This window comes from Massilia sp. LMS1-1-1.1, from assembly GCF_040815535.1.
Classification (GTDB): domain Bacteria; phylum Pseudomonadota; class Gammaproteobacteria; order Burkholderiales; family Burkholderiaceae_D; genus Janthinobacterium; species Janthinobacterium aestuarii.
This window is the reverse complement of sequence record NZ_JBFPNG010000001.1, coordinates 241634-267523: the sequence shown is the minus strand read 5'-3', so window position 1 is coordinate 267523 and position 25890 is coordinate 241634. Positions and strand designations below refer to the sequence as shown.

22 protein-coding genes are annotated in these 25890 nt (G+C 62.5%); 6 read left to right on the top strand and 16 right to left on the bottom strand.

Annotated elements, in window-relative coordinates; translation table 11 throughout:
* Window positions 1–87: 87 nt before the first annotated feature.
* The 7 genes from MRBLMS1_RS01300 to vioA all read right to left on the bottom strand — a co-directional run bounded on the left by MRBLMS1_RS01300 (window position 88) and on the right by vioA (window position 9844).
* Window positions 88–1137, bottom strand: a complete 1050-nt coding sequence (locus MRBLMS1_RS01300; protein WP_219328767.1) for a helix-turn-helix domain-containing protein — start codon at window positions 1135–1137, stop codon at window positions 88–90.
* Window positions 1138–1266: 129 nt separating this feature from the next.
* Window positions 1267–2430, bottom strand: coding sequence for an MFS transporter (locus MRBLMS1_RS01295; protein ID WP_485877305.1), 1164 nt, complete (start codon window positions 2428–2430; stop codon window positions 1267–1269).
* A gap of 92 nt (window positions 2431–2522) precedes the next feature.
* Window positions 2523–3104, bottom strand: coding sequence for a violacein biosynthesis enzyme VioE (gene vioE, locus MRBLMS1_RS01290; RefSeq protein WP_485877303.1), 582 nt, complete (start codon window positions 3102–3104; stop codon window positions 2523–2525).
* A 9-nt stretch (window positions 3105–3113) separates the two neighbouring features.
* Window positions 3114–4232 carry a flavin-dependent violacein biosynthesis monooxygenase VioD gene (gene vioD / locus MRBLMS1_RS01285; RefSeq protein ID WP_485877301.1) on the bottom strand — a complete coding sequence of 373 codons (1119 nt, stop codon included), beginning with the start codon at window positions 4230–4232 and terminating at the stop codon, window positions 3114–3116.
* The gene (vioC, locus tag MRBLMS1_RS01280; RefSeq protein WP_485877300.1) at window positions 4232–5521 is read right to left on the bottom strand and encodes an NADP-dependent violacein biosynthesis oxygenase VioC; all 1290 of its coding nucleotides are present in this window, start codon (window positions 5519–5521) and stop codon (window positions 4232–4234) included. The genes vioD and vioC overlap by 1 nt, the downstream gene beginning before the upstream one ends.
* 1 nt (window position 5522) lies before the next feature.
* Window positions 5523–8540, bottom strand: coding sequence for an iminophenyl-pyruvate dimer synthase VioB (gene vioB / locus MRBLMS1_RS01275; protein ID WP_485877298.1), 3018 nt, complete (start codon window positions 8538–8540; stop codon window positions 5523–5525).
* Window positions 8537–9844, bottom strand: a complete 1308-nt coding sequence (vioA, locus tag MRBLMS1_RS01270; protein WP_485877296.1) for a flavin-dependent violacein biosynthesis tryptophan-2 monooxygenase VioA — start codon at window positions 9842–9844, stop codon at window positions 8537–8539. The genes vioB and vioA overlap by 4 nt, the downstream gene beginning before the upstream one ends.
* A 332-nt stretch (window positions 9845–10176) precedes the next feature.
* Between vioA and MRBLMS1_RS01265 the strand changes: the two genes are divergently transcribed.
* On the top strand, window positions 10177–10407 hold the full coding sequence (locus tag MRBLMS1_RS01265; protein ID WP_331776402.1) for a hypothetical protein: 231 nt from the start codon (window positions 10177–10179) through the stop codon (window positions 10405–10407).
* Window positions 10408–10722: 315 nt separating this feature from the next.
* Window positions 10723–12954: an NADP-dependent isocitrate dehydrogenase gene (locus MRBLMS1_RS01260; RefSeq protein ID WP_331776403.1), complete on the top strand. Its 2232-nt coding sequence runs from the start codon at window positions 10723–10725 to the stop codon at window positions 12952–12954.
* 93 nt (window positions 12955–13047) lie between these two features.
* Here the strand turns inward: MRBLMS1_RS01260 and MRBLMS1_RS01255 are convergent, their stop codons facing one another.
* The 6 genes from MRBLMS1_RS01255 to MRBLMS1_RS01230 form a co-directional block, all read right to left on the bottom strand.
* A complete protein-coding gene (locus tag MRBLMS1_RS01255) occupies window positions 13048–13491 on the bottom strand; it encodes a DUF411 domain-containing protein (RefSeq protein ID WP_485877293.1) in 444 nt (147 codons plus the stop codon).
* Between the two features lie 56 nt (window positions 13492–13547).
* Window positions 13548–13934 (bottom strand): hypothetical protein, encoded by a 387-nt coding sequence (locus tag MRBLMS1_RS01250; protein ID WP_485877292.1) that lies wholly within the window; start codon window positions 13932–13934, stop codon window positions 13548–13550.
* A gap of 47 nt (window positions 13935–13981) precedes the next feature.
* Window positions 13982–15322 (bottom strand): sensor domain-containing protein, encoded by a 1341-nt coding sequence (locus MRBLMS1_RS01245; protein WP_485877291.1) that lies wholly within the window; start codon window positions 15320–15322, stop codon window positions 13982–13984.
* A 192-nt stretch (window positions 15323–15514) separates the two neighbouring features.
* On the bottom strand, window positions 15515–16633 hold the full coding sequence (locus MRBLMS1_RS01240; RefSeq protein WP_485877290.1) for a sulfotransferase family protein: 1119 nt from the start codon (window positions 16631–16633) through the stop codon (window positions 15515–15517).
* Window positions 16634–16666: 33 nt separating this feature from the next.
* Window positions 16667–17296 carry an adenylyl-sulfate kinase gene (gene cysC / locus MRBLMS1_RS01235; protein WP_485877289.1) on the bottom strand — a complete coding sequence of 210 codons (630 nt, stop codon included), beginning with the start codon at window positions 17294–17296 and terminating at the stop codon, window positions 16667–16669.
* A 24-nt stretch (window positions 17297–17320) separates the two neighbouring features.
* Complete coding sequence (locus MRBLMS1_RS01230; RefSeq protein WP_485877288.1) at window positions 17321–19021, bottom strand: methyl-accepting chemotaxis protein; 1701 nt, start codon at window positions 19019–19021, stop codon at window positions 17321–17323.
* 419 nt (window positions 19022–19440) lie between these two features.
* Here MRBLMS1_RS01230 and MRBLMS1_RS01225 point away from each other — a divergent pair, with 419 nt between their 5' ends.
* Window positions 19441–21048: a hypothetical protein gene (locus MRBLMS1_RS01225; RefSeq protein ID WP_456149974.1), complete on the top strand. Its 1608-nt coding sequence runs from the start codon at window positions 19441–19443 to the stop codon at window positions 21046–21048.
* 85 nt (window positions 21049–21133) lie between these two features.
* On the opposite strand, the gene MRBLMS1_RS01220 is transcribed toward MRBLMS1_RS01225, so the two are convergent.
* Window positions 21134–22498, bottom strand: coding sequence for an amino acid permease (locus MRBLMS1_RS01220; protein ID WP_128143031.1), 1365 nt, complete (start codon window positions 22496–22498; stop codon window positions 21134–21136).
* A gap of 139 nt (window positions 22499–22637) precedes the next feature.
* Window positions 22638–23093 (bottom strand): acyl-CoA thioesterase, encoded by a 456-nt coding sequence (locus MRBLMS1_RS01215; RefSeq protein WP_456149972.1) that lies wholly within the window; start codon window positions 23091–23093, stop codon window positions 22638–22640.
* 135 nt (window positions 23094–23228) lie between these two features.
* Between MRBLMS1_RS01215 and MRBLMS1_RS01210 the strand changes: the two genes are divergently transcribed.
* The 3 genes from MRBLMS1_RS01210 to MRBLMS1_RS01200 are packed head-to-tail and all read left to right on the top strand — an operon-like array spanning window position 23229 to window position 25401.
* Window positions 23229–23963, top strand: a complete 735-nt coding sequence (locus MRBLMS1_RS01210; protein ID WP_485877286.1) for a GntR family transcriptional regulator — start codon at window positions 23229–23231, stop codon at window positions 23961–23963.
* Window positions 23947–24693 carry an SDR family NAD(P)-dependent oxidoreductase gene (locus MRBLMS1_RS01205; RefSeq protein ID WP_058050987.1) on the top strand — a complete coding sequence of 249 codons (747 nt, stop codon included), beginning with the start codon at window positions 23947–23949 and terminating at the stop codon, window positions 24691–24693. The genes MRBLMS1_RS01210 and MRBLMS1_RS01205 overlap by 17 nt, the downstream gene beginning before the upstream one ends.
* 15 nt (window positions 24694–24708) lie before the next feature.
* Window positions 24709–25401: an aspartate/glutamate racemase family protein gene (locus MRBLMS1_RS01200; protein WP_485877284.1), complete on the top strand. Its 693-nt coding sequence runs from the start codon at window positions 24709–24711 to the stop codon at window positions 25399–25401.
* Here MRBLMS1_RS01200 and MRBLMS1_RS01195 read toward each other — a convergent pair.
* Window positions 25398–25868, bottom strand: a complete 471-nt coding sequence (locus MRBLMS1_RS01195; protein WP_046682905.1) for a heme-degrading domain-containing protein — start codon at window positions 25866–25868, stop codon at window positions 25398–25400. The genes MRBLMS1_RS01200 and MRBLMS1_RS01195 overlap by 4 nt on opposite strands.
* Between the last annotated feature and the right edge of the window lie 22 nt (window positions 25869–25890).

Sequence of the window (25890 nt, the reverse complement as noted above, 5' to 3'; positions counted from 1 at the left end):
CCCGCAGCTGTCGCGGGCGGGTAGGGAACTTGATTCTCCATCCCTGGTTCATGCCGACTTGACACCCTGTTTCACTTTTTCAAAATATTATTTTGAGGAAAGATCATTCCGGACTGCGCCTGAACTGTTCCCGAATTGTTCACGAAAATCGCGCGGCGACATGCCATACGCGCGGCTGAACGCGCGTGAGAAATCGGAGGCGCTGTTGAAGCCCAGTCCCAGTCCGATCTGCGTCACGGCAAGATGGCGCATGCTGGTCAGTTCATGTGCCGCGTCGCGCAGGCGGCAATGGCGGATATAGGCGGCCAGGCCCCCCTGGGATTCAAACAGGCGGTAGATAGTCGAGCGCGCGACGGGAAACGCCCGCATCACGCCGTCCGGCGTCAGGTGTTCCTCGTGCAGGTTCGCCTGGATATAGTGTTCGATCTGTCCCTGCAGCGCGGCGCGGGCGACAGCGCGCCCATGCTCTTCCAGGCGCTGCTGCTTGGCAAATGCGGCAATGATCAGCCGGGCGCACGTGCGTAGCGTCTGCTCTTGCTGGTCTGCCGGCAGCGCTGGCAGGCGCTGGCATAGGATATTCAGGTAAGCCGGCAGCATGCGCGTCAGTGGCGTGGTATAGCCGACGATGCGGCCATGAATGGCTTCGGCATCGGGCAGGTGCGCGCTGACCGCGGCACGGGGCAGGAAGAAGGCCAGTACATGCGCCCGCGTCGGCCGCACCATGCGCATCGGCTGGTTCATGTCCAGGGCCAGTATGCCTGGCGTGTATTGCAGCGCTTTTGCGCTGGGGCGCGCCGTGCTGGTCTCGATAATGCCCTGCACGGCGATGTGAAAGACGAAATCGCGCATGCTGTCGGTGGAGATGCGCTCATTGCTGCGCAGCTGGGTAACCGCGTCCGTGCGGCTATCCAGATATGCCATGTCCGGCAGCAAGTACGTGTCGAGTTCTGCGTGAAAACCATTGCCCAGCTGCTGGCGCCTTACCTGGAGGTCAAGGAACCGGCCCAGATAATCGCGCCAGGCCAGTAGCTGCAGTTCCTTGTGCTCGCTGGCGACGCTGAAGTGCTGCCGCGTCAGCCCGCTGACGGGCGGCGTGCGGGCATGCCTGATGTCACGCGCGGCAAGTAGGTCGCGCATCGCCGTGGAATATTCCTGGCTCAATGGTGGTGGCTCCAGCGCTAGAGGGTAGCTGTTGCCGGCAGCTTGTCAGCCAGCACCATGATCTTGCCGGGATTGGGCCTGGCCGTCAAGACACGTCGCCGGCCGCTAATGCGACAGCACCGAATCGCGCGACTTGTGCCCTAGGTAAGGCAGCAAGCTGATGAGACCAAGCACTGCCAGCGCGACACCGACCCACAGTGGCGAGCGCAAGCCGTAGCCGGCGGCGATGCCGAGGCCGCCGAGCCATGAACCGGCGCCCAGGCCGATGTTGATGACCGAGGTGTGGACGGTGTTGACCAGCGGCCCCGGATGGGCGGTCTTCATCACGCGGGCGATGATGGCGGGATTCATCGACATGCCGACCAGGCCCGTGACGACCAGCAGGGCAACGCTGATGGTCTTGTCGTGCGCAAAGACGGCGAACAGCGCCAGGCTGATACTGAGGATGACCATGCCCCAGACCATGATGACGGTGGTGTAGCGGTCCGCATAACGGCCGACCACGCCATTGCCCACTACATTGGCGACGCCATAGACGCCCAGCAGCCAGGGGATAGCGGACGCCGGAAAACCGGTAATTTCCGTCAGGATGGCCGCGAAGTAGCTGAATGCCGCGAAAATCGCGCCGATGATGAGGCCGCTGCTGGCATACGCCGCCCACAGGTGGCGGTTGCGGAACTCTGCCAGTTCATTACCGAGGCTGACGACTTCGGATGGCTTGGTGCGCGGCACCAGCACGGTGATGAGCGCCAGGCACATCAGTGCGAGCAGCACCACCAGCCAGAAGCTGGCGCGCCATCCCAGGTGCTGGTCGATGAGCGTGGCGACCGGCACGCCCACCACAGAAGCGAGCATGAGGCCGCCGATCACGACGGCGGCGGCGCGTCCGCGCGCGTTGGGGCTGACGATATCGGCGCAGATCGCCAGGGACAGGCCAAAGCAGGTTGCGGCGGCCACGCCCGTGACCACCCGCGCGACGGCCAGGATGTCATAGCTGGTGGCTGAGGCGGCGACGGATTGGGCCAGGACATAAAAGCCCAGCAGCCACAGCAGCCCCTGCTTGTTCGGCACGCGCAGCTTGAGCAGGGCGATGGTGCTCAGCGGCCCGCCGATGACCATGCCCATGGCGTAGAGGGAGATCAGATAGCCGATCCGTGTCACCGGTTCGTCCATGGCCAGGGCCAGTGACGGCATCATGCCCGCCACCATGAATTCGGATGTGGTTAACGAAAAGATCGTCAACCCCAGAATGTAAACAACCAGCGGCATAGCAATATCCTTCGAGAGTAATAACAAAAAACACTAGCCAGGGATGGCGCGCGTGCCGGCCGCATGTGGCCCTGGCGCGCGCCATGCCCTGGTCAGGTGTTGCAAGACGTAAAGACACTGTCCGGAATGTCGCCGACAGACAGGTTGGGAAAGTCGCGTACCGAACGGTGCTGCGGGTCGTTGCCTGTGATCATGCGCAGCAGGCGGTTGCCACCGGCCTCCAGGTAAAACACCGATGGCGGCTTGCCCGCTGGCTCGACTACCCAGGCATCCGCCTCCCGCCCCAGCACGCTGTGGCGGCCGTCATGACGGGCGCCGCCGTCCAGCAGCACCGCTTGCGGCAGGAACAGCGCCTGAAACGGCATCACCTCGTCGGCCAGCGCCGTTCCCTGCAGCAGCTCGCCAGTTGCCTGCGCCTGCCGTGCATAAGCCACTTTCTGCTTGCGGCTTTGTTCACGCCTGGCGTCGCCGATTTCCGACATCCACAGCAGGTGTCCATGTTCCTTTTCCGGCCAGGGGTTGAACAGGCCATCGATGCGGCAGATGTTGCGCGCATAGTCGAACCAGCAATAGCCGGACGTGATCTGGTCGTCCTCCTGCATCGGCGTCCAGTAGGAAACATAGGCGCTGCTCCATTGCATCGGCAGCAGCGGCGGGGAGACGTGTGTCGGCATGGTATCTCCCTAGCGGCCCAGCGCGTAGCCAAGGCTGGCCATCAGCGCTTCCTGCAGCGATGGCAAGTCCTTGCGGCGGGCGTCGAAGCTGTCGGTCAGCTCTGCATTGCTCAGGTCGATACGCTCGCCTACGGTTTCAAACCACAGGCGGCTGGCGTTGGCGTGGTCCTTGAACAATTGCATCAGAGGCACGGCGCGGGCATTAAAGCTGTCCAGGGCGGCGGCCGTGCCAGCTTCGGTATTGAGGATTTTGACCAGCAGCAGGGCCGCCACCACCGCCATGGTGGTGCCATGGCCGATGGAAAAATGCCCCGATTGCAGCGCATCGCCGAGCAGGACGAACTTGCCGTCGCAGGCCCGGTCGCGGCTGAGGGTCATGAAGTTGCGCCAGCCCTGGCCCGGTTGGCTCTGCAGCCCATGTTCGCCGAGCTCGGCTTTGAACGTCTTGGCGATATATGCGGCGGCGTCGCGCTCGGACAGCGCTTCCAGCCCGGCCCTGGCGTACGTTTCTTCGCTGCATTCGACGATAAAGGTGCTCATCGTGTCCGAGTATTTGTAGGCATGGCCGATGAAAATGCCTTGCTCATTGCTGCGGAACACCAGGTTCATCTGGTCGAACAGCTGAGTGGTGCCGTACCAGATGTATTTGTTGCGGCCGAAATCGATGTGCGGCGCCAGCGCTGGCGGCAACTCCAGCGATTTGTAATTGATTCCATTCGCTACCACGACCAGATCGTACTCGGCTTCCAGCTGCGCCCGGGGCGCCGGCGGCGTTTCATAGCTGATCGCGATGCCGGCCGCCACGCACTTGGCGCGCAGTGCTTGCACCAGGGCCTGGCGTCCCACGCCGCACAGGGTCACGCCGGTGCTCATCAGGTTGGGCTGGTCGTGGTGCACGAGCTTGAATTCTTCCAGGAACTGCGGATTGAGCCGTTCCGGCTGCTCCAGATAGGAGAGCGGATTGGCGGGATGGCGCGGCGGGCGTCCCGGCAGCACCACGCCCCAGCCCAGCACTTCTTCCGGGGTGTTTTTTTCCGTGATGCTGATATTCCAGCCGGGCTGGGCTTGTTTCATCTGACTGGCGAAGAGCAGTCCTGCGGGGCCTGCGCCGATAACGAGAATGTTCATTAATTTACCCTTCCAAGTTTGTACCAAACGTTTTGTTTCTTCTGGATTTGCTGCAATTCATCGTAAGGAACCGATGTGAAGTACAGTTTCTCCGCCATGTCTGGCGGATAAACACGGGGGAATTTCTTGTGCATGTAGCGCGTGTAGCGCGTCTGCAGGAAGAAAATCAGATTCGGATTGCTCAGCGCTTCATAGTTGGCGATCGCCATGTCCTGCATGGCGTCCGCCTGCACCTTGCGCTGCTGCGTGAACTCGGACAGGGCAGGGCCCAGGGCATTGCCGTGCTTTTCCAGCAGGGAAACGAAGACGTGGACGTCTTCCAGCGCCATGTTCATGCCTTGTCCGAGGAAGGGGGCGGTGGCATGCGCCGCATCGCCGATCAGCAGGATATTGGCCTTGTAGTGGAAGGTGCTGGAACGGACATTGATGAGGTCGTTGCTGGGCAGCGCCATGAACTGGTCGATCATCTCCTTGCGGCGGTCCGGCGGCAGGTTGCCGAAGTAGCGGCTGAAGAAGTCGGCCATGGCTTCGCGGTTGAGCGTGCCCAGGCTGGGCGTGCCCGTGTAGGGCAGGCACAGGGCGAAGCTGATGCTGCCGTCCGGAATGGTAGCCGCGCGGCCGGCAAACAGGCCCTTGGAATCCATGCCGAAGAAGTACAGCAAGTCCTTCCGGAAACCCAGATCCGCCGCGTTCGGCAAGACCAGCGTCCTGTAGCCGTGGCGGAAGTAACTCTGCTTGAACTCGAAACGGCGCACGCCGCTTTGCATGGCGCGCCGCACGGCCGAGTGGGCGCCGTCGGCGCCGATGACCAGGTCGCCATGCAGCTGCTGCACGGCGCCGTCCGGGCCCTGGATCAGCACGATCTTTCTTTCCAGGTCGACATCCAGGCATTTATGCTCAAAGTAATACTTCACCTCGTGCAGGGCGGCATGCCGGTTCAGCAGGCGCTGGAAGGCGGTGCGGTCCAGCGACAGGGGGAACAGGCCTTCGAGCGGGGTCAGCTCGCGTATGCGGTGCCTGCCGCCCACGCAAAATGCCATGCCGACGATGGGTTCGCCGCACTGGTCGAGCTCCTGCTTGCTGATGCCAGCTCCCAGGACGGCCTTGATGCCGCGTACCGTCATGCTCACGCCGATGGCGCGCGAGTTGACCGGGTCGGCGTTTACAGCATTCTCCAGCAGCGGATCGCCGCGTTTTTCGATAACGTGGACATCGTGTCCCCGTTGCGCCAGATAAATGGCGCTGAGGCTACCTGCCAGGCCTCCACCGACGATAATGATTTTATGCATTTCAAGCCTCTCTTGACATCTTTCCCCGAGATAAATCGGTAAGTTGCTGATTAAAAAACTCCAACATCTCTATCGGCGCCATGCCGATGACATCGCTCTCAAGGCCGCGCGCGTACTGCGCCAGCGCCTGGCATTTCTGCGCCAGCATGTTGCAGCCCAGGCTGTAGTCGCTGCTGATCAGACTGCTGACCGGCTCTGGCACGGGCGGTCCCGCATGGCGGCCGGGCACGCCGGACGGCATGTTCATCAGGGCGGCCGACAGGGGACGCAACAGGCCGGTCATGATGTCGATGGACGCATTCATCAGGCGCGAACGGCGCAGGCTGCCCAGCGGCCGCTGCGCGAAATGGTGCGCCATCATCAAAAAGGTCAGTTCGTAGCAGCCTTGATACAGCTGCATCAGCGCGCGCGCCTTCCGGTCGGTCACCACGGTGCAGTCCGCACGCGCTTCCAGCACGGGATTCTTCAGCGCCGGCAGCGCCGGCTCGAACGGTTTGTCGCAGGCTGAAAACTTGCCGGCCACGGCGCGCAGCCGCTGGAAGTGCGACGAGGCGAAATGTGGCGAATCGACGGCCACGCCTTCCCCCTGTTCGGTGACGAAGTCGATGGCAAACAGCGCGCTGTCACGGTCCGACACTTCCAGCTGGTAGCCGGGATAGGCGCGGTTGGTCAGTTCTTTCAGGAACAAATGGTGTTCGCCGCCGCGCTTGCCGCCGCCGCTCTCGAACAGGCCGGGCAAGTCGGCAACGGCCTGGCGGATCGCGATATAGAAGGTGGCGATGGATTTGCCCGGCGTGGGAATGTAGTCGGGCCATTCGAAACGCACGAAACGGGCCAGCACGTGTTCGGAAAATGGTTCGAACGCAAATTCCGTGTCCAGGCCGAAACGCTTGCGCGCCAACTGGCCCAGCACCGGGGTGCCGCTATAAAACGCTTCGCCAAGCGCCATCAACACATTGTTGACCAATAAATAGTGAATCATTTCTTCATGGGCGATCTCCAGCAGCGCGCCGCGCGTGCCGCTGTTGCGGCGCCGGTCTTCGGCGCCGCAGGCCAGCTCCAGCTCGGCCGGCAGCCAGCGGCCAGCCTGCACCAGCGCCGCCCCCTGCGCATAGTTGGGAATCGAATACGCTGCATACAGGTATTGCAGCATCAGCGACAGTTCCAGGTCGATGGCTTTTTTCAGTTCCTCGATCAGCTCGGCCTTGCTGCCGATGACAGGCGGCACCGCCGCTTCCGGCACCGCCGCCTTGGCCTTTGCCTCGACCTGCGTCAGGTATTTCAGGAACAGCCGCGACTTTGGCAGCGACAGTTCGCGGGTGCTGGGCATGTAATAGCTCTTGTCGCGGTTCTGCGGATCGCACATCTGCCACATCAGGCGCGAATAGGTTTCGCACTTGCACTGGTCCGCCAGGCTGAAGACCTTGTCCGACATGAATGGATACACGAGCTCGTAATAGCTCATCACATGCCGGTAGAGGAAGGCGTAGTCGACCTGTTCGGCCGGTACGTCGTCGAGGTCCCAGTCGTCGGGCAGCACGCGCACGCCGAGGTATTGTTTATGCTTGTCCGCTCCCAGCACGATCCTGGTCGCGCCCGGCTGGCGCCCCGTCAGGGTCAGCGCCGTGTAGCCATGTCCGAGCGGCGACGGCTGCTGCTCCACGGCCAGCAGCGCGCCGTCCTCGGCCTGCGCCGGCAGGGACGTAGGCGCCGCCAGTTCGCCGCGGAAGCGGCTTTGCACGGTGATCGTCTGCGGAAATTGCTCATGCTTGTTGCGGTTCGGCGCTTCCAGGTACAGCTGGTTGCTGTCCGATTGCAGCACCCAGTCGGTTTCGTCCCACTGCGCCTGCGCGCTGCCCAGGCTGAGCGAACCCGTGGCCGCGCCAGCGTGCTGCAGCGGCACGTCAAAGATGCCGTGATGGCGCCAGTAGTCGCGGTACAGCTGCTCGGGTATCCGCGCCAGCAAGGTGCCGGCGCCGTCCCGCAGCAGCAGGTCGCCGAGCGCCTGCTTGTCGCCCAGGGCATGCGTGGGATGCTGCTCCGAGACGGCGCGCGGGTCGCGCGTGGTGAAGGGAATGGCGGTCGGCATGTTGAACGCGACGCGGTCCGCATGCATTTTCACCAGCACCGGTCCCAGGCTGCCCTGGCGCGGCTGCAGCAGGCGGCCGGCCGGATAGCTTGCCAGTTCGTCGCGCCGCCAGAGGCCGATGCTGCCGGCCAGGTCGTAGAACACGGGCGAATCGGGTTTGAGCGGCGTCGACATATTGAACAGCGCATATTGCACCGTCAGGCCCAGTACCGCGTCGTCGTCCAGGGCTTGCCGCAAGGCCTGCATGCTGGCCGGCAGCGGCAGATCCCCATTGAACAGGAAATGCGGATCTTGCTTGGCCACCGAAAACTGGAACAGCCTGGAGCGGGCGAATTCCTCGTCCAGGAAATGCCCGCTGCGTTCCGTGACATGGCCGCTGCCGAGCCAGCGTACCGAGTGCGCCTGCGCGATATCGGCTGTGAACAAAGTGGGCGTGTTGGGCGTGGCCAGCTTGTCGCTCAAGGTGAACTGGCCGGCGTAGATCAGCGTGGTGTCCGGCTGTGCCGGGTTGTTGTCGATCCACCGGGCGCGGTTGAACGTCGTGCGCAGGTACTCGTTGTAGTGCCCCCACAGGGCCAGCTTGGCGCCCACCAGCGCGTCCTGCGTGTCGACCTCGCCATCGCGCAGCTGGACGCCCGTGATCCGCGCGTTTTCCCACGAGAAATGATTATTGCCGCAAAAGTTGTAGCCTGCCGCCTGGCTGAAGACGCCGTCCGGATCGGGCTTGCCCTCTGCATTGAAGCGGGGGGCAAGCTGTTTCAGGTGCGCATGGAATTCGGACGGCGGCCGGCTCAGGTCGACAGCCTCGCCCGCCATCGATACCGCATTCGTGGCGATATCGATGTTGCCGTGCGTATTGCGATTCCCCGTCGGCACATTGGCGCGGGCAAAACCCCGAAAATGCAGGCGGGGGAAGTCAAGTAGGCTCATGCGCGCTCGGTCGAGGAAGTGATGAAGGTATCATTGGCGGCCGCGACCTCGTCCAGTTGAGCTAGCCGTTGCAGCAACAGGCTGCTGGCTTGCTGGGCGCTGATCAGACTGCCTTCCATCCAGCCGCAATGCCCGGTATAGGCATCCGAGCAGGAAATGATGCCGTCCCGGTGCAGCAGGACGGCCGGGTGTTCGGCTTCCGGTTCCACGCAAAACTCGACGCCATGCGGCCAGAACTTGTGGAAGTGCGCCTTGATCCGCGGCAGCGGCTGGCCATCGAGCGGCAGGACTTCTTCCAGGTGGCTGCGGACACGCTCCAGATACACGTCTTCACCGAGTTCCAGGCTGTCGCGCCAGTAGCTGGCACTTTTGCTGTCGGTATAGAACAGCACATACTTGTCGCTCTTGAAGTAGATCTTGCGCAGGGGATTGGCCGCCATCAGCACCTTGTCGGTCAGCCCCAGCGCGTCCCACCAGGCCGTGTCGAACGTAAGGAAACCCTTGAACAGGGGCAGCGAGTCGTACTGGAACGGGCTCCATGCGGCCGGGAAATCCAGGTTCAGGCGCGGCATGGCGGATGGCGGGATGGCCATCACCAGATGACGTGTGCGGTGCATCTGCGTGTCGCCGTGGTGGCTGAAGGCGAGCACATGGTCGGCGCCCGATTTTTCAACGGACAGCAAGCGATGTTCGAGCTGGAATTCCACGCCGGCGACCTGGGCCTGGTGCTGCAACTGGCACAGCAGCGCATGGTAGCCATCGGTGGCATAGTGCCACTGGTTGGCGGCGTTTTCCGTGAAGTGCTGCGTTTCCGGGTGTTTCTTGATGATGTCGTAGGCCATGGCCGCCGACACCATCGGCAGCAGCAAGGCGTCATAGCCGGTCGCCTTGATGATGTGGCTGGCCTTGGCGGCGCCCAGGTAATGGCTGACGAAATCGAGGAAGGAGAGGTTCGGATGCTCTGCCAGCCTCGGGCTCAGCTCATCCAGCGTCGCCTTCAGCTCGTCCAGCACGCTATCGTGGGAGATGACCTCGGTGAACGGGTAGACCGCATGCGGCAATCCGCTGCTCTGCATCAGTTGCTGGAAATGTGGGTGCAGCTGCGGCGAATAGCGGGCGGCGCCGAGTTCGGCGATTTCCTCGCCATCTATTTTCCGCGACTGGATGCGGCCGCCCACGGTGGCATTCAGGTCGAATACCCGGATGCGCAGATTCCTGTCGGCGGCGGCGCCGATCAGGCGGCTGGCGCAAATCAAGCCGCCTATGCCGGCGCCAACGATGCAAATGTCAGAATACGTGCTCATACGAAATTCCTTTTTAACGTTCATTAATCAAAAGGCTGCAAAATCGCTAGCAAAAGTTCCCCCTGCACGTGTATGCAAGGGACGGGGACGCTGCGTGTTACGGCACTTGGCGAGCGTTATCAGCTGGGGAATGAAGAGCCTGGCGAAAACTGGCGTTGTGTCTGGAATGGTCGATTCTTGGCAGCAGAGTTTCTGTTTCAGATCAAAGATGGCACCGACAGTAGCCCAGGGTTTGGGCTGTCAATTTGATAAATATCAATGTTGTTGCCGTCTACCAAGCGTGCGCTGATATCGCGGAAATGTTGCTACGCTCCCCGCAAACGGGAGGCGCCATGTCCGACTTCATTGAACTGTTGCAATGGCCCGCCATGGCCGCTTCGCTGCTGGCGGCCTGGCTCGTGGGGTCGCGCGCGGCCGCGCGGCGCTTTGCCGGCTTCTGGGTTTTCCTGTTCAGCAATGTGCTGTGGGTCTGCTGGGGCTGGCATGACGAAGCCTGGGCCTTGATCATCCTGAACGTCTGCCTGGCGTTGACGAACGTGCGCGGGATCGTCAAAAACGAGTGAGCGGGACAGGATTTGCTCGAATATATTTCTGTTTACATATTTGTTTCCACGGGTGCATACATGGCTTGCGTGCCTGCTTGCATCTATTTCCATGCGGAAAACCGCCATATTCTCCCGTATGCTTCAGATATTTGCTGTCTTATATAAGATTCGACGCCATCGGATACACAAACAGCGGCAGGACAGTCTAAAATACGTGGTGGGCAAGCACGGCGTCACCGCCGGCACACTAGCCGTCCAAAGCAAGGCTAACCGTCCTGTGTTTGGAATGAAGAAAGTTAACCACCAGGCATCACCGCATACAAGGGAATGAACATGGCAACACAAAAATCCAAAATCATCTACACGCTGACTGACGAGGCGCCGCTGCTCGCGACGTATTCCCTGCTGCCAATCATCAAAAAATTCACCGCGCCGGCCGGCGTGGACGTGGTGTCCAGCGATATTTCGGTGGCGGCACGTGTACTGGCCGAATTCCCCGAATTCCTGACGGACGCGCAAAAAGTCCCGAATACCCTGGCTGAACTGGGCAAATTGACCCAGAATCCGGACACCAACATCATCAAGCTGCCAAACATCAGCGCTTCCCAAGGTCAGCTGATCGCTTGCGTGCGCGAATTGCAAGGCCGCGGCTACAAGCTGCCGGACTACCCGGAAGACGCGAAGACGGACGAAGAAAAAGCCTTGAAGGCCCGTTACGGCAAATGCATCGGCAGCTCCGTCAACCCGGTCCTGCGTGAAGGCAATTCCGACCGCCGCGCACCGAAGGCCGTCAAAGAGTATGCGCGCAAGCACCCGCACTCGATGGGTGAGTGGAGCCAATCGTCGCAAACGCACGTGTCGCACATGCACCATGGCGACTTCTACCATGGCGAAAAATCGCTGACCCTGGAAAAGGCCCGCGACGTCAAGATGGAACTGGTCACGGCCTCGGGCAAGACCATCGTGCTGAAACCGAAGGTTTCCCTGCAAGCGGGCGAAATCATCGACAGCATGTTCATGAGCAAGAAAGCGCTGCTGGAGTTCTACGAGAAGGAAATCGACGACGCCTTCAAGACGGGCGTGATGTTCTCGCTGCACGTCAAGGCCACCATGATGAAGGTGTCGCACCCGATCGTCTTCGGCCACTGCGTGCGCATTTTCTACAAGGACGCGTTCGCCAAGCACGCCGAGCTGTTCGACAAGCTGGGCGTGAATGTCAACAATGGCATGAGCAACCTGTACGACAAGATCGACACCCTGCCAGCGTCGCAAAAGGATGAAATCCTCAAGGACCTGCACGCTTGCCACGCCCACCGTCCGGAACTGGCCATGGTCGATTCGGCCAAGGGCATCACCAACTTCCATTCGCCGAACGACATCATCGTCGACGCGTCGATGCCAGCCATGATCCGTATCGGCGGCAAGATGTGGGGCGCCGATGGCCGTCCGAAAGACGTCAAGGCAGTCATGCCGGAATCGACTTTCGCACGGATCTACCAGGAAATGATTGGCTTCTGCAAATGGCATGGCAACTTCGATCCGAAGACCATGGGCACCGTGCCGAACGTGGGCCTGATGGCGCAGCAAGCGGAAGAATACGGTTCGCACGACAAGACGTTTGAAGTGCCTGAAGGCGGCATCGCCAACATCACCGACCTGGAAACGGGCGAAGTGCTGCTGACGCAAACGGTGGAAGAGGGCGATATCTGGCGCATGTGCCAGGTCAAGGACGCGCCGATCCGCGACTGGGTCAAGCTGGCCGTCACGCGCGCGCGCAACTCGGGCATGCCTGCCGTGTTCTGGCTCGATTCCTACCGTCCGCACGAAAACGAAGTCATCAAGAAGGTACAGGTCTACCTGAAGGATCACGACACCAAGGGCCTGGACATCCAGATCATGTCGCAAACGCGCGCCATGCGCTACACCCTGGAACGCGCCTTCCGCGGCCTGGACACCATCTCGGTGACCGGCAACATCCTGCGCGACTACCTGACCGATCTGTTCCCGATCCTGGAACTGGGCACGTCCGCCAAGATGCTGTCGATCGTGCCTTTGATGGCCGGTGGCGGCATGTACGAAACGGGCGCCGGCGGTTCGGCTCCTAAGCACGTCAAGCAGCTGGTGGAAGAAAACCATCTGCGCTGGGATTCGCTGGGCGAGTTCCTGGCCCTGGCCGTGTCGCTGGAAGACATGGGCATCAAGACGGGTAATGCGAAGGCCAAAATCCTCGCGAAAACCCTCGATGAAGCCACGGGCAAGCTGCTGGACAACAACAAGTCGCCATCGCCACGTACCGGCGAGCTGGACAACCGCGGCAGCCATTTCTACCTGGCCATGTACTGGGCGCAAGCTCTGGCAGCGCAGAAGGACGACGCGGAACTGGCAGCGCATTTTGCGCCAGTGGCCAAAGCCCTGGCCGACAACGAAGAAAAGATCGTTGCCGAGCTGAAAGCAGTACAAGGCAAGGAAACGGATATCGGCGGCTACTACCTGCCAGATCCGGCGAAGACGGAAGCGGTCATGCGTCCTAGCGCCAGCCTGAATGCGGTATTGGACAGCATCTGATGCAGTCCTGACAGGCAGCAGGTTCTTTGCTGCCTGACATAAAAAACGCCGCCGGAAGCGATTCCGGCGGCGTTTTTCATTTCTCCTCAGTGTCTATTTGTAGTGTTTGTAGACCTCGGTGCTGCCATTGCCTTTGACCAGCAAGACGTCATACGGGTCCTTGCGCGGTCCTTCCATGCCAGGCGAACCCATCGGCATTGCCGGCACGGCCAGGCCTTTCGCCTTGGGTTTCTCGCGCAGCAGCTGCTTGATCTCGCTGGCCGGCACATGGCCTTCGATGGCGTAGCCGTTGACGAGGCCCGTATGGCAGGAGCCAAGCGCGTCGGGAATGCCGGCCAGCTTGCGGTATTGCGCCGGCATCTCGACATTTTTCGCCCGCACCGTAAAGCCGTTCGTTTCCAGGTGCTTGATCCATGCGGAACAGCAGCCGCACGAGGCGCTCTTGTAGACTTCAATGACGGGCAGGGCCGCCATGGCGAACGTGGGCAGGCCCAGCATGACGGCGAAAGCGCCGCGTACTAATAAAGGTTTGATCATGTGTTGCTTTCAGACGAAGTAGATCTATCGTGGCCACCTTGGTAGCCTGCTTTTATTTAAGCGGAAAGCAGTCTAGGAGGCCGGCGCAAGCCGTCGGGAATGAATCCTGTCAGCAGGGTGGCATTGGCTACGGCGGCGTGTTCCGCGCCGTTGAGCACGGCGGCAGGCAGGGGGAAACAGGGCGGCATCAGCGCGCCCAGGCAAAAGCTGGAACAGGCGCCGCACGCGGGGTGCTTGGCAGGGGACTTGCTGTCTTCTGGCGTGCTGGCGCTGTCCGGGACGGTGGATGATTGCGCATCGTGATGCTGGCAGGCGGCTGTCATGGCGGCGGCAGGCGAGGCAGCGAGCGGCGCGCACAGCCGCGTGGCGCCCGCAGCGGCCGCTTGCAGCGGCACCGCCGTGATCAACAGCAGGATCAGCCATGTTTTGAAGAGTCTCAGCATCGCGGGAAAGTATAGCATGGGGGCACTGTCGCCAGGAGGGGCATCCGCTAGCGCGAGGCGGCGGCCAGCACCTTCGACGCGTACATGGCCCGGTCCGCATGGCGCAGCAGCAACTGCATGGTATCGCCGTCTTCCGGATAGTGGGCCACGCCGATGCTGACGGCGATCTGCAATTGCTGTCCGTTGCCCAGGTGCAGCGGCGCGGCCAGGGCTGCGTGGATCTTTTGTTCGATCAGCTTGACGTCGGCCGGCGTGACATTGCTTTCCAGAAGCACGACGAATTCATCGCCGCCCATCCTGGCCAGGGTGTCGGTTTCGCGCATGCAATCGCGCAGGCGGTTCGCCACCGTTTGCAGCAGCAGGTCGCCACAGGCATGGCCGTGGTCGTCGTTGACGCGCTTGAAGTTGTTCAAGTCCAGGAACAGCAGCGACAGCCGTCCTTCCTGGCGGTGCGCGCGCGCGAATGCCGTGTGCAGGCGGTCGTGGAACAGGCGGCGGTTCGGCAGGCGGGTCAGTTCATCGTGCATGGCCATGAACTGCATTTGCGTCTGCAACTGCCGGCGCTCGATGGCGGTGGCAAGCTGCTTGGCGACAAATTGCAGCAAATCCTGGTCTTGCTCGGTGCCGATGACGGCGTCCTGCCCGCCTTGCAAGGCCAGCGCGCCGATGCTGCCCATGGACGAATACAGCGGTACGGCAAGCCAGCACGAGGACTGGACGCCGGCCGCCGTTTGCAGCGCCGCCGGCAGTCCGGCCAGTTGTCCCGCTTGCAGCAGCAGGGGGCGGCCGCTGCGCAGCACTTCATCGCACAGCAGGCTGGCCAGGGACGATGTCGGTTGCGGCGCGCTGTCGTCGGCATGGCAGGTCATCAAAGGTTGGGCGCCGTGTTCGTCATGCAGCAGCAAGGTCAGGCTACGCGTGGGCAAGTGTTCGCCGATGATGTGCTGGATACGGTGCAACAGGGCGGGCAAGTCTTGCGTTGCCTGCATGGCTTCGGAAATGGCGTACAGCGCGGCTTGCTTTGCCTGCGTCTGTTTCAGCAGGGTAATGTCGCGCGCCACCGCCACGCGCAGCTGGTCGGCGGCGGACCAGCGGGCCGTCCACATGATGTGCGCCAGGCTGCCATCCTTGCGCAGGTAGCGGTTTTCAAAATGCGTCTGCGCATGGCCATCCATGATGGCACGCGCGGCGGCCAGGGTGCGGGCGCGGTCGGCGGGAGCGACCAGGTCGAGCATCTGCTTGCCGACCATTTCCTGCTGCGTGTAGCCGAAGATGCGTTCGCAGGCCGCGCTGACGAAGACGAAGCGCCCGTCCACGTCCACCATGCACACGGCGTCGAGCAGCAAATCGGTGAAACTGGCGACCGGCGCGCTAATCATATGTTTCATATGCCCACCATTCTAGTGGACATTGCCGGTCGATATTGAAGTTGTCGTTTTTAGAAAACAAAGAGCATTGATCATGGCTTGCCGGGCCGGCAGCGGCGGCAAGCTGATGCTTGTTGATGGGGGAGAACTATCCGGTCAAAAAGTCGCCTTCAGACGCAGGAGCGCAGCCTGGGGCAGGCGATGGCCAGGCGCTTAGTCGCTGACGACAAACGCGCCCTGGTCGAGTTGATCCAGCGTGACGATGGTGCTGCTGCCCAGCGCGCCGCTGGCCTGGCTGAGCCGTGCATGCAGCTGGGCCAGATAGTCGGCGCGGCAGCGGCGCAGCACGTAATCGCGGAAGTTATCCTGTTCCAGGGCGTGCCAGGCGCGTTCGCGTCCTTGCGCCGAGCGCATGCCGGCCAGCTCGATCAGCGCGGGCGTGATGTTGACGTCGCCGCGGCTCAGGCGCGCGTAGCCGTAGCGGTCCATATACGGGCCGGTGAGCGTTTCGATGAGGTTGATGTCATCGTCCGACAGTTGCCGCCTGAATTTGTCGATGTTGGTCGCGATCGGCGCATAGCAGTTGGCCGACCAGAGCGATGACAGCTGCGCGATTTGCCGCGCCTCCGCCGACGCGGCCACGTCCAGCATTTGCGGCAGGAATGCGATGCCGAGAAAGTCACATACCGTTTCCAGCGTCTCTTGTTGCCGCGACAGGAAATCTTCATAGCGTATCGTCAGCACGCGCCGGGGATAGCGTTGCACGACATGGTCGGCTGCCGCATGGGCGGCCAGCCAGGTCCTGGCATTGAGCAGCGTGTCGAAATCGTGGATGATGGCGCGGTTCATCGACGCCACTTGCGCGCGCGGATCGCGCACCACGTTCAGGAACAGCATGTCCGGATATAGCCGCACGATGTCGTCGGCGTAGTGGACGCTGTCGAGCGACTTGTCCATCACCACCTGCGCCTGGCGGCGTTCGCCCGCGCGCAGCAGCAGCTCCCATGCCACGCGGTGGATGCTGCGCGGCTGGCCGCGCAGCGTCTCGAACACTTCCACCGGATCGAAGACGATCCCCGGCCACTTGACCATGCTGGCCGCCGCCAGGCCCACCACATCGACCACCAGGCGAAAGTAGGCGCGGTCGTCGCGCAAGTCGCCGTACAGGGGCAGCAGCGGCATCATATCGACCAGGTGCAGTGGATACGGTGAATAAAACTGCGGCGACAGGTTCAGGCGCAGGCGCAGGGCATGGCTGCCGCAGCGGCGCAAGGGGATCATCATGACGGGGCGCGGGCGCGCGCCGTGGCCGGGATGGTGGTTGCTGCTCATTTCATCATTCCTCAGGAAGGTGGCCGCGCGGCATCAGATGAAGCGCGGGCACAGTTGCTGGAACAGCCGCTCGCAAGCCTGTTCCAGCGACAGCAAGCCCGTGTCCAGGATAAGCGCCGGCGCCAGCGGTGCCTCGTAGGGCGCGGAGACGCCCGTAAAAGCAGGGATCAGTCCGGCTCGCGCTTTTTTGTACAGCCCCTTGGGGTCGCGTTCCTCGCATAGCGCGCTCGGCGTGCTGATGTAGGCTTCGATAAAATTGTCGCTGCCGATGATCTGGCGCGCCATCTCGCGGTCGCTGCGCAGCGGCGAGATGAAGGCGCAGATGACCATCATGCCGGCATCGTTCATCAGCCTGGCCACGACGGCGCTGCGGCGGATGTTTTCCTGGCGATCGCGGGGAGAGAAACCCAGGTCTCCATTCAGGTGGTGCCGCATATTGTCGCCATCGAGCACGCAGCTCAGGTGGCCCTCTGCCAGCAGCCGCCTTTCCAGCGCGTACGCCAGCGTCGACTTGCCTGCGCCGCTCAGGCCGGTCAGCCACAGCGTCGCGCCTTGCTGGCCGGTCAGCAGGCCCCGTTGTTCCTTGCCGATATGGCTTGCAAGCGGGAAGATGTGCTTCGCCACCACGTCGCCCGCAACGGCGATCTTTTCCAGTTTTCCCACGTGTGCCACTCCCCCGTTGCCGGCTCAAAACTGTTCCCACTCGATTTCACTGGGCTTGGCGATGGCCGGACGGGCCGGCTTTGCCGTGGCGGGCGCGCGCCGCACCGCCAGCGGCGGTGGCGGACGGCTGACCACGCGCAGCCCCGCATCGCGGCCGCCAGCGATGTTGCCGACGCGGAAGACGCTGACCACATCGTTCAGGCTGTTGACCTGTTCCTGCATCGCTTGCGCTGCGGCGGCGGCTTCTTCGACCAGTGCCGCATTTTGCTGCGTCACATTGTCCATTTGCGTCACGGCCATATTGATTTGCTCGATGCCAGCTGATTGTTCCTGGCTGGCGGACATCATTTCAGACATGATGCCGGTGACGCGCTGGACGCTGGCGACGACCTCGTGCATGGTCGATCCTGCCTGTTCGACCAGCCGGTTGCCGGCCTGGACCTTGTCGACCGAGTCGCCGATCAGGTCCTTGATTTCCTTGGCCGCGGCGGCCGAGCGCTGCGCCAGATTGCGCACCTCAGTGGCCACCACGGCAAAGCCGCGCCCCTGTTCCCCGGCACGGGCCGCCTCGACCGCCGCGTTCAGCGCCAGGATATTCGTCTGAAAGGCGATGCCGTCGATGACGGCGATGATGTCGACGATCTTGCGCGCCGAGACATCGATGGCCGCCATGGTGTCGACCACCTGCGCCACCACGGCGCCGCCCTTGGTGGCGACATCGGAGGCCGATTCGACCAGCCCGTTGGCCTGGCGCGCATGGTCGGTGTTGATGCGCACGGTGCTGGTGAGTTCTTCCATGGATGAAGCGGTTTGCTCCAGCGTACTGGCCTGCTGTTCCGTGCGCGAAGACAAGTCCAAGTTGCCCATGGCGATCTGGCTTGCCGCCGTGGCGATGGTCTCGGTGCTGGCGTGAACTTGCTGGACAATCTGCGCCAGGCTGTCGCGCATCGATTGCATGGCGTACAGCAGGCTGTGCGTATCGCCGGCGCGGGTATGGATGGGCACGGCCAGGTTGCCGCTGGCAATCTGCCCGGCGATCGCCGCCGCTTCGTCGGGCTCGCAACCGAGTTGGCGCGTCACGCTGCGCGTGATCAGCACGGCGGCCAGCAGGCTGGTGATCAGGGCCAGCGAGCCGATGCTCAGCATCACCAGGCGGGCCTGGCTGTAGGCCGCCTCGGCGACGCTGGATGCCTCGTTATTCTGCTTTTCCTCGACGGCGATCAAGGTGCGCAGCAATTCCCACCAGCGCTTTTGCACGGGGCGGAATTCATAGCGCAGCAGCTTGTAGGCATCGTCCTGTTTCTGGTCCAGCGCCAGCGCGGCGGCCCGCTGAATGAAGGGGGCCGCCAGTTCGCTTTGTATGCGGATTTGTTCGAGCAGGCTTTTTTCTTCGCTCGAGGTGCCTTCCCGCTTGGCGAACATGGCCCCCAGCTTTTGCTGGGCGGCGGTGTATTTCTTTTCCTGCTCCGCGATGCGCGCGACCTCGATCTGGACTTCCTTCTCATCTTTGAGCAAAATCAGATTGCGCAGCGCCAGCGCCCGCTCGGTGACCGTCAAATCCATGCTTTGGGCCAAGCTGGTTTCGACGTTGTTGACCTTGGTGGTCTCATCCATGCGGCCCTGGATTTGCCGCATGCTGGTCAGCCCCAGCGTGATGACCAGCAACAGGAACATGGCGACCAGGCCGAAGCCCAGGCCGAGCCGCTTGGCTATGGTTAAGTTCATAAATTTCATACCGCCTCCTTAAGACCATGCTTCCTGTTCCGAATAAGCAAATGCGGATTTATCACGAAGCACTCAGCGATCATAGAGATTGCTGGTAGGTGAAAAGTCACACATAGTCACTTTCATCATTTGAGCAACAGTATGAATTTACTTGCGGCCCCAGTTCTAATTGCACCCTCGCTGGCGCCGCCGCTGGGGCGGAGCGTGACTTGTATCAAGAATGAAAAATTTTCATGCCACATTGTGCTCATGATTTCACATTTCACGTCGTTATAGCTGTGTCTGCCTGGCACCTGAAGCGGCGTGTATCGCACGTCTGGCTGAAAGTGGGCTAGCTTGACGGTTGATTGTTATCAAAAACTGAAAGTTATGAATATCTCACCCATACACCACTACGCGTTTAGCAAGGCATAACGACCATGACCTCCGTCTCCCCGATCCCGAGCTGGAATCCAAGCCCGTCCCGCGCGCCTGCCGCTACGGCAAGCAGGGCGGACACGCCCTCATCGCCAGCGCCGACCCCTTCCGCCATCGTCGCCTTCGGCGGCCCGCCGGCCGTGTCGTCTCTCGTGCCTTCGCCGATGGTGTGGGAAAGCGCGACGCGCGACAAGGTCAGCGAAGCGATGACGAAGAGTTTTTCGTCGTATGCGTTTGGCGGCCGCTTCAGCGGCCTGGGCGCGGCAATGCTGGGACAGGCCAAGCTGGGAAACTACAATTTCTCGCAGGCGATGCGGCAGCCGCCGCCAAGCACCACGCCGAATATCTATGGAGCGTCCGGCATCGCGCCGGGCAGCCTGCATGGCAATGGCGAAGACAGGGTGTCCCTCAGCATCACCACCAGCAGCGGCGTGGAAGTCAAGCTGTCGCTCGACAGCCAGGGTGACGGGCTGGCCGTGAGCATGACGACCAGTGGCGACCTCAGCGACGCTGAAGCGAGCGCCCTGGGCGACTTGGCGAAGGGCTTCCAGGAAGCCATCGACGGCATGGGGCAAAGTACGCCGAAAATCAAGCTGGAAGGCTTGATGCAATTTGACCAGCAGCAGCTGGCTTCGGTGAAACTGCATGCGGAAGTCAAGGTGCGCGGCGAGCCGGAAAGTATTCAAACCCTGGACTTCCAGGCCGATGGCGCGCAGCGCAAGGTCAGCTTCAGCGGCGAGGCCGGCAGCCTGGAGCTGAAGGTCGATGCCAGTCAGCTCAATACCCTGGGCAGCAAGGAAAAGCAGGCGAAGGCGCTGGGCAGCTACATGAAGCAGTTCGACCAGGCGGCGTCGCGCGGCCATGGCGACGCGGGCCTGGTGGCCATGCTCAAGGATAGCTTTACAGCCTTGCACAGCAATACCGCCGCGCCGCAGGTGGCCACGGACACGCCCGAGACGGGCAAGTGGCGCCTGGCGGCCGAGGACAAGTCCATCCTGACGGGGCTGGCCGATTTCAGCGCCTCCGTGTCGCAGACCGTGAAATTCAGCAATCCCATGCGCAGTTCGGAAAAGGATGGCTTCAATTATGACGTGTCGCAAAAGACGCAGCAGGCCGGCGCCAGCCAGGATGAGCGTTCGGTCAGGCAGCAGCAGCAATCGAAGCTGAGCGCCAGTTTCCATGAGACGCTCGTCCCTGGCGTGCCGCTACGCTTGCTGGACAATACGGAATCGCAGAACTATACCTACCACCAGATCGAAGATACGGCCAGCAGTGACGCGCAGGTGGCCTACAAGGATGGCAAGATGGTCAAGGCGAGCTTGCGGCAAGAGGGCAACCAGTCCGAGCATGTCATGAAGTATTTCCTGGGCAAGCTGGAATCGGACAAGACCACGCCAGGTAACTATTCCGTGCTGCGTGACCTGCTGCCTGTGCTGGGTCCGTACAAGACGGGCGAGCTGGGCATGACTCCCGAGAAAAAGGCGGAGCAGCGCCAGCAGGCGATGCTGACCTTGAGCGACGACGTCCTGCTGCAATCGTATGCGGGCCAGACCATCAGCATGTGGCGAGCCGATGTGCAGCCGGACGAGGGCGGGGCCGCCGCCGCTTAGCAATGGCGCGCGCTGAATGCAAAAAGCCCGTCTGCGAAGACGGGCTTTTTGCTTGCCGATTGCAAAATACTGCGCAAGCCTATGCCTATGCCTTGGCCTTGTTTTGCTTGATCCAGTAGCCGATGCCCAGCGCGGCGAGCCACACGGGGATCAGGTAGACGGAGATGCGCAGGCCCGGCGTCAAATACATGATCACGAGGATGCCGGCCAGGAAGACCAGGCACAGGTAGTTGGTGAACGGGTAGCCCAGGCTCTGGAACAGGGTCGTCTTGCCCTCGGCCTTCTTCTGCGCGCGGAAACGCAAATGGATCCAGCTGATCATGGCCCAGTTGATGATCAGCGCCGAGACCACGAGGCCCATCAGCACTTCGAACGCTTCGCCCGGCATGAAGTAATTGACCACCACGCAGGCGCCCGTGGCCAGCGCGGACACGCCCAGTGCCACCAGCGGCACGCCGCGGCGGTTCAGGTGCAGCAGCGCGCGCGGCGCATTGCCTTGCTTGGCCAGGCCGAACAGCATGCGCGTGTTGCAGTACACGCCGCTGTTGTACACGGACAGGGCGGCCGTCAGCACCACGACGTTCAGGGCCGTGGCCACCAGGTTGCTGTCGAGCGCATGGAAGATCAGGACAAACGGGCTGCCGCCGGTGACGACGTTTTGCCATGGGTACAGCGACAGCAAAATGCCCAGCGCGCCGATATAGAAAATCAGGATGCGGTAGATGGCCTGGTTGGTGGCGCGCGGGATCGTCGTGCTCGGGTCATCCGCCTCGGCCGCCGTGATGCCGACCAGTTCCAGGCCGCCGAACGAGAACATGATGACGGCCATGGCCATCACCAGCCCCTGCCAGCCATTCGGGAAGAAGCCGCCGTGCTGCCACAAGTTCGCTACCGACGCCTGCGGGCCCGCGTCGCCGGAAGCGAGCAGGTAAGCGCCGAAGACGATCATGCCGATGATGGCGACCACCTTGATGATGGCGAACCAGAATTCCATCTCGCCGAAGGCCTTCACATTGAGCAGGCTGATGGCGTTGATGGCGCAAAAGAAGATGAGGGCCGAGACCCAGGTCGGCACGCCCGGCCACCAGTACTGCACGTAGATGCCGACGGCCGTCAGTTCGGCCATGCTGACGAGCACATACAGCACCCAGTAATTCCAGCCCGACAAAAAGCCGGGCAGGTGGCCGCAGTATTTGTCGGCGAAATAGCTGAAGGAGCCGGCGACGGGTTCGTCGACCACCATCTCGCCCAGCTGGCGCATGATCATGAAGGCGATGACGCCGGCGATGCCATAGCCGAGCAGCACGGAAGGTCCGGCCATCTTGATGGTTTGCGCGATGCCCAGAAACAGGCCGGTGCCGATGGCGCCGCCCAGGGCGATGAGCTGGATGTGGCGGCTTTTCAGGCCGCGCTTGAGCTCTTGTGGTTCGGTATTCCCGACTGCCGTCATATGTTTTATCCTGTTTTTACGGGGCTGAGGTCGCTGATTCTAAAGCATGGACGGGCAAAGCAGGAGCGAAATGCATGTTGCACTGCGGGGGCGCAAGAAAAGCCCCGCATCTTCGCCGAACGGCGCGCAAAACGGTGGCCTAGTCGTCTGCGCGCAGCGCGCCGGCCGCGACGATGGCCGGTTCGTACACGGCCAAAAACTCGGGCGGCAGGCGGCGCGCGCGGCCGCTGCTCAATTCGATGCAGATCAAGTCCCAGCGTCCGCGCACGACGGTGGCGCCGTCGCTGTCGCGCACCAGCTGGAAGCGCCGTTCCATGCTGGAGCGGCCATCGCTGGCGCACAGCCAGGTGGCCAGGGTCAGCGCTTCGCCGGCGCGCGTCGGCAGCAGGTAATCGTATTCACCGCGGCGTATCGCCATGGCCCGGTCCAGGCGCCGGTAATCGTCGAGGTCCAGCCCCAGGGTGGCCGAGTGGTGCCAGGCGATATGCTCGCACCAGCGCACATAGACGGCGTTGTTCGTGTGCTGCAAGCCGTCGATGTCGCCAGGTTCCGGCGTGACGGGCAGGGTGTGGGCGTGCGGATAATCCCAGTTCAAGTGTGCTCCTTTCGATACGGTGGCGGCTGATTGTACGTGCTTGCGCTGCGTCCTGTCTGCGGCGCACGCGTGCAAAAACACTGTTTTATCTCTTGATGTATGATGCATCATAATTATTTGAATCTGAAAACCACTATGAACCATCCCCTGGACAGTCTGGTGCACGTCAATCTGGGCAAGTCCGTGTATGCGACGCTGCGCGATGCGCTGGCGGCCGGGCGCTTCCAGCCCAACGACCGGCTGCGCATCCGCGAACTGGCGCTGCAGCTGGGCACGAGCGTGACGCCCGTGCGCGACGCCATGCTGCAACTGGTGCAGGAAGAAGCGCTGGTGCTGCGCTCGCCGCGCGACTTCCGCGTGCCCGTGCTGAGCGTGGCGCGCTACCTGGAAATCCGCGCGCTGCGCCTGGAGCTGGAAGGCTTGGGCGCGTTCGAGGCGGCGCAGCGCATCGACGACGCCACCCTGGCCGACCTCGAGCGCCTGCTGCAGGCGAACGAAGAGGCCATCGCGCGCCACGACTTGCCGGCGGCCCTGCAATGCAACCAGGCGTTTCACCTGGGCCTGGCGCAGGCGGCCGGCATGCCGACATTGAAACGTTTCGTCGACCATCTGTGGATGCAGACGGCGCCGCTGATCGCCGCCGGCTACGCCAGCTTTTCGCCCGACATGCGGGTGGGCCACCACCACGCCATCATCAGCGCGCTGCGCCAGCGCGACGGCGCGGCCGCACGGCGCGCGATCGAACAGGACATTCTCGACGGCGGGACGCAGATGCTCGCGTATGTGATGCGGCAGGAGCGCATGCACGCCGGGGCAATACAGAAAGAAAAGGACGAGGAAGAACATGACGAACATGAAGCACACGACTGAACAGAAAACCGCCATCGTCACCGGCGCCAGCCGCGGCATTGGCCATGCGGTGGCCGAGCGCTTCCGTAGCCTGGGCTGGCGGGTCATCACCGTCTCGCGCAGCCCGATTCCCGGTGGCTGCCCGCGCAGCCAGGAGCACAACACGCATGTGTGCATGGATTTGTCGGACCTGAGCCAGATCGGACAGATGGTCGACACCCTGCGCCCCATGCTGGGCGACTCCAAATTGCATGCGCTGGTAAACAATGCGGGCGTGTCGCCGAAAGGGCCGGGCGGCTCGCGCGTCAATTCGCTGACCACCGACATGCAGACGTGGCAGGAAATGTACAACACGAATTTCTTTGCGCCGCTGGCCCTGACGCGCGGCTTTGCGCAGGAATTGTCGAACGCGCACGGCTCCGTCGTAAACCTGTGCTCGATCGCCGGCTACCGCGTGCACCCGTTTGCCGGTTCCGCTTACGCCAGTTCGAAGGCGGCGCTGGCGTCGCTGACGCGCGAAATGGCCAACGACATGGCGCCGCTGAACGTGCGCGTGAACGCCATCGCGCCGGGCGAGATCGACACGGCCATCCTGTCGCCTGGCACCTCGCATATCGTCGACACGCAAATCCCCCTGCGCCGCCTGGGCACGACGGCAGAAGTGGCGGATTTGGTGGAGTTCCTGTGCAGCGAGCGCGCCTCGTACATCACGGGCGCGGAAATTCCCATCGACGGCGGCCAGCGCATTTAATCAAGGAGGAAGAGCATGAGCAAACATATCGGCATCGTCGGCTGTTCGGCCGAAGGCGCGGCCCTGTGCTACCGCACGATCTGCGAAGAGGGCGCGCATGCGCTGGGAGCGTATGAACACCCGGAAGTATCGATGCACACGCCGCCGCTGGCGCGCTACGTGGATTGTCTGAACGGGGGCGACCTGGCCGGCGTGGCCGAGCTGATGCTGGCGTCGGCGCACAAGCTGCACGCGGCCGGCGCGGAGTTCCTGATTTGCCCCGACAACACCATCCACCAGGCGTTCGAGCTGACGGCGCCCCGTTCGCCGCTGCCGTGGCTGCATATCGCCGACGTCGTCGCCGCCGAGGCGGCCGCGCGTGGTTTCAAGCAGGTGGGCTTGACGGGCACGCGCTGGCTGGTCGACAGCGCCGTGTATCCGGACAAGCTGGCCGCGCGCGGCATCGCTTGCGTGCGCCCCGGCGAGGACGAACGCAGCGAGATCAACCGCATCATCATGGAAGAACTGGTGCCGGGCGTGGTCAATCCGGGCAGCGTGGCGCGTTTCCAGGCCATCATCGGCGGCTTGCGCGAGCAGGGCTGCGACGCCGTCATCCTCGGCTGCACGGAAATCCCGCTGATCATCAGCGACGCCAATTCGCCGCTGCCGACCCTCGATTCCACAAGGCTGCTGGCGCGCGCCGCCTTGCGCCGGGCGCTGGAAACCTAGCGTTCCAGCTGCGCCTGCAGCGCGGCCACCACCAACGCGTGGTCGTCCGCCTGCGCCAGGCCGGACACGGTTACCGTGCCCACTAGTCCCACGCCGCGTATCAGCAGGGGGAAAGCGCCGCCGTGGCCCGCGTACTCGATATCGTCGAGGTATTTCACGTCTTCAAAGGTGCTGCCGCGGCTTTTATACGAGATGCCCATGTAGTAGGAACTGCGGCAAAAGCGCTGCACCGTGTTGTTCTTGCGGCGTATCCAGTCCGCCTGGTCGGCCGTGGCGCCCGTCATGGCGTGGTGGAACAGCACTTGGCCATTGCGCGTGATGTTGACGGTGACGGCCTTGCCCCGCTTGCGCACTTCTTCGACGATCCACAGGCCCACGGCCAGCGCGGCGTCGTTGTCGAAGCGTTCGAATTGCAGGGATTCTTCCTGTTGCGCCAGGGTTTGCAGCAAATCGGCGTAATGATCCATCGTGAAAGAGGGCGGTAGTGGC

Coding starts and splice junctions, on each gene's coding strand:
- MRBLMS1_RS01300 (WP_219328767.1), bottom strand. CDS start 1,137: ATGCGCGACCTACTTGCCGCGCGTGACATCAGGCATGCCCGCACGCCG.
- MRBLMS1_RS01295 (WP_485877305.1), bottom strand. CDS start 2,430: ATGCCGCTGGTTGTTTACATTCTGGGGTTGACGATCTTTTCGTTAACC.
- vioE (WP_485877303.1), bottom strand. CDS start 3,104: ATGCCGACACACGTCTCCCCGCCGCTGCTGCCGATGCAATGGAGCAGC.
- vioD (WP_485877301.1), bottom strand. CDS start 4,232: ATGAACATTCTCGTTATCGGCGCAGGCCCCGCAGGACTGCTCTTCGCC.
- vioC (WP_485877300.1), bottom strand. CDS start 5,521: ATGCATAAAATCATTATCGTCGGTGGAGGCCTGGCAGGTAGCCTCAGC.
- vioB (WP_485877298.1), bottom strand. CDS start 8,540: ATGAGCCTACTTGACTTCCCCCGCCTGCATTTTCGGGGTTTTGCCCGC.
- vioA (WP_485877296.1), bottom strand. CDS start 9,844: ATGAGCACGTATTCTGACATTTGCATCGTTGGCGCCGGCATAGGCGGC.
- MRBLMS1_RS01265 (WP_331776402.1), top strand. CDS start 10,177: ATGTCCGACTTCATTGAACTGTTGCAATGGCCCGCCATGGCCGCTTCG.
- MRBLMS1_RS01260 (WP_331776403.1), top strand. CDS start 10,723: ATGGCAACACAAAAATCCAAAATCATCTACACGCTGACTGACGAGGCG.
- MRBLMS1_RS01255 (WP_485877293.1), bottom strand. CDS start 13,491: ATGATCAAACCTTTATTAGTACGCGGCGCTTTCGCCGTCATGCTGGGC.
- MRBLMS1_RS01250 (WP_485877292.1), bottom strand. CDS start 13,934: ATGCTGAGACTCTTCAAAACATGGCTGATCCTGCTGTTGATCACGGCG.
- MRBLMS1_RS01245 (WP_485877291.1), bottom strand. CDS start 15,322: ATGAAACATATGATTAGCGCGCCGGTCGCCAGTTTCACCGATTTGCTG.
- MRBLMS1_RS01240 (WP_485877290.1), bottom strand. CDS start 16,633: ATGAGCAGCAACCACCATCCCGGCCACGGCGCGCGCCCGCGCCCCGTC.
- MRBLMS1_RS01230 (WP_485877288.1), bottom strand. CDS start 19,021: ATGAACTTAACCATAGCCAAGCGGCTCGGCCTGGGCTTCGGCCTGGTC.
- MRBLMS1_RS01225 (WP_456149974.1), top strand. CDS start 19,441: ATGACCTCCGTCTCCCCGATCCCGAGCTGGAATCCAAGCCCGTCCCGC.
- MRBLMS1_RS01220 (WP_128143031.1), bottom strand. CDS start 22,498: ATGACGGCAGTCGGGAATACCGAACCACAAGAGCTCAAGCGCGGCCTG.
- MRBLMS1_RS01210 (WP_485877286.1), top strand. CDS start 23,229: ATGAACCATCCCCTGGACAGTCTGGTGCACGTCAATCTGGGCAAGTCC.
- MRBLMS1_RS01205 (WP_058050987.1), top strand. CDS start 23,947: ATGAAGCACACGACTGAACAGAAAACCGCCATCGTCACCGGCGCCAGC.
- MRBLMS1_RS01200 (WP_485877284.1), top strand. CDS start 24,709: ATGAGCAAACATATCGGCATCGTCGGCTGTTCGGCCGAAGGCGCGGCC.
- MRBLMS1_RS01195 (WP_046682905.1), bottom strand. CDS start 25,868: ATGGATCATTACGCCGATTTGCTGCAAACCCTGGCGCAACAGGAAGAA.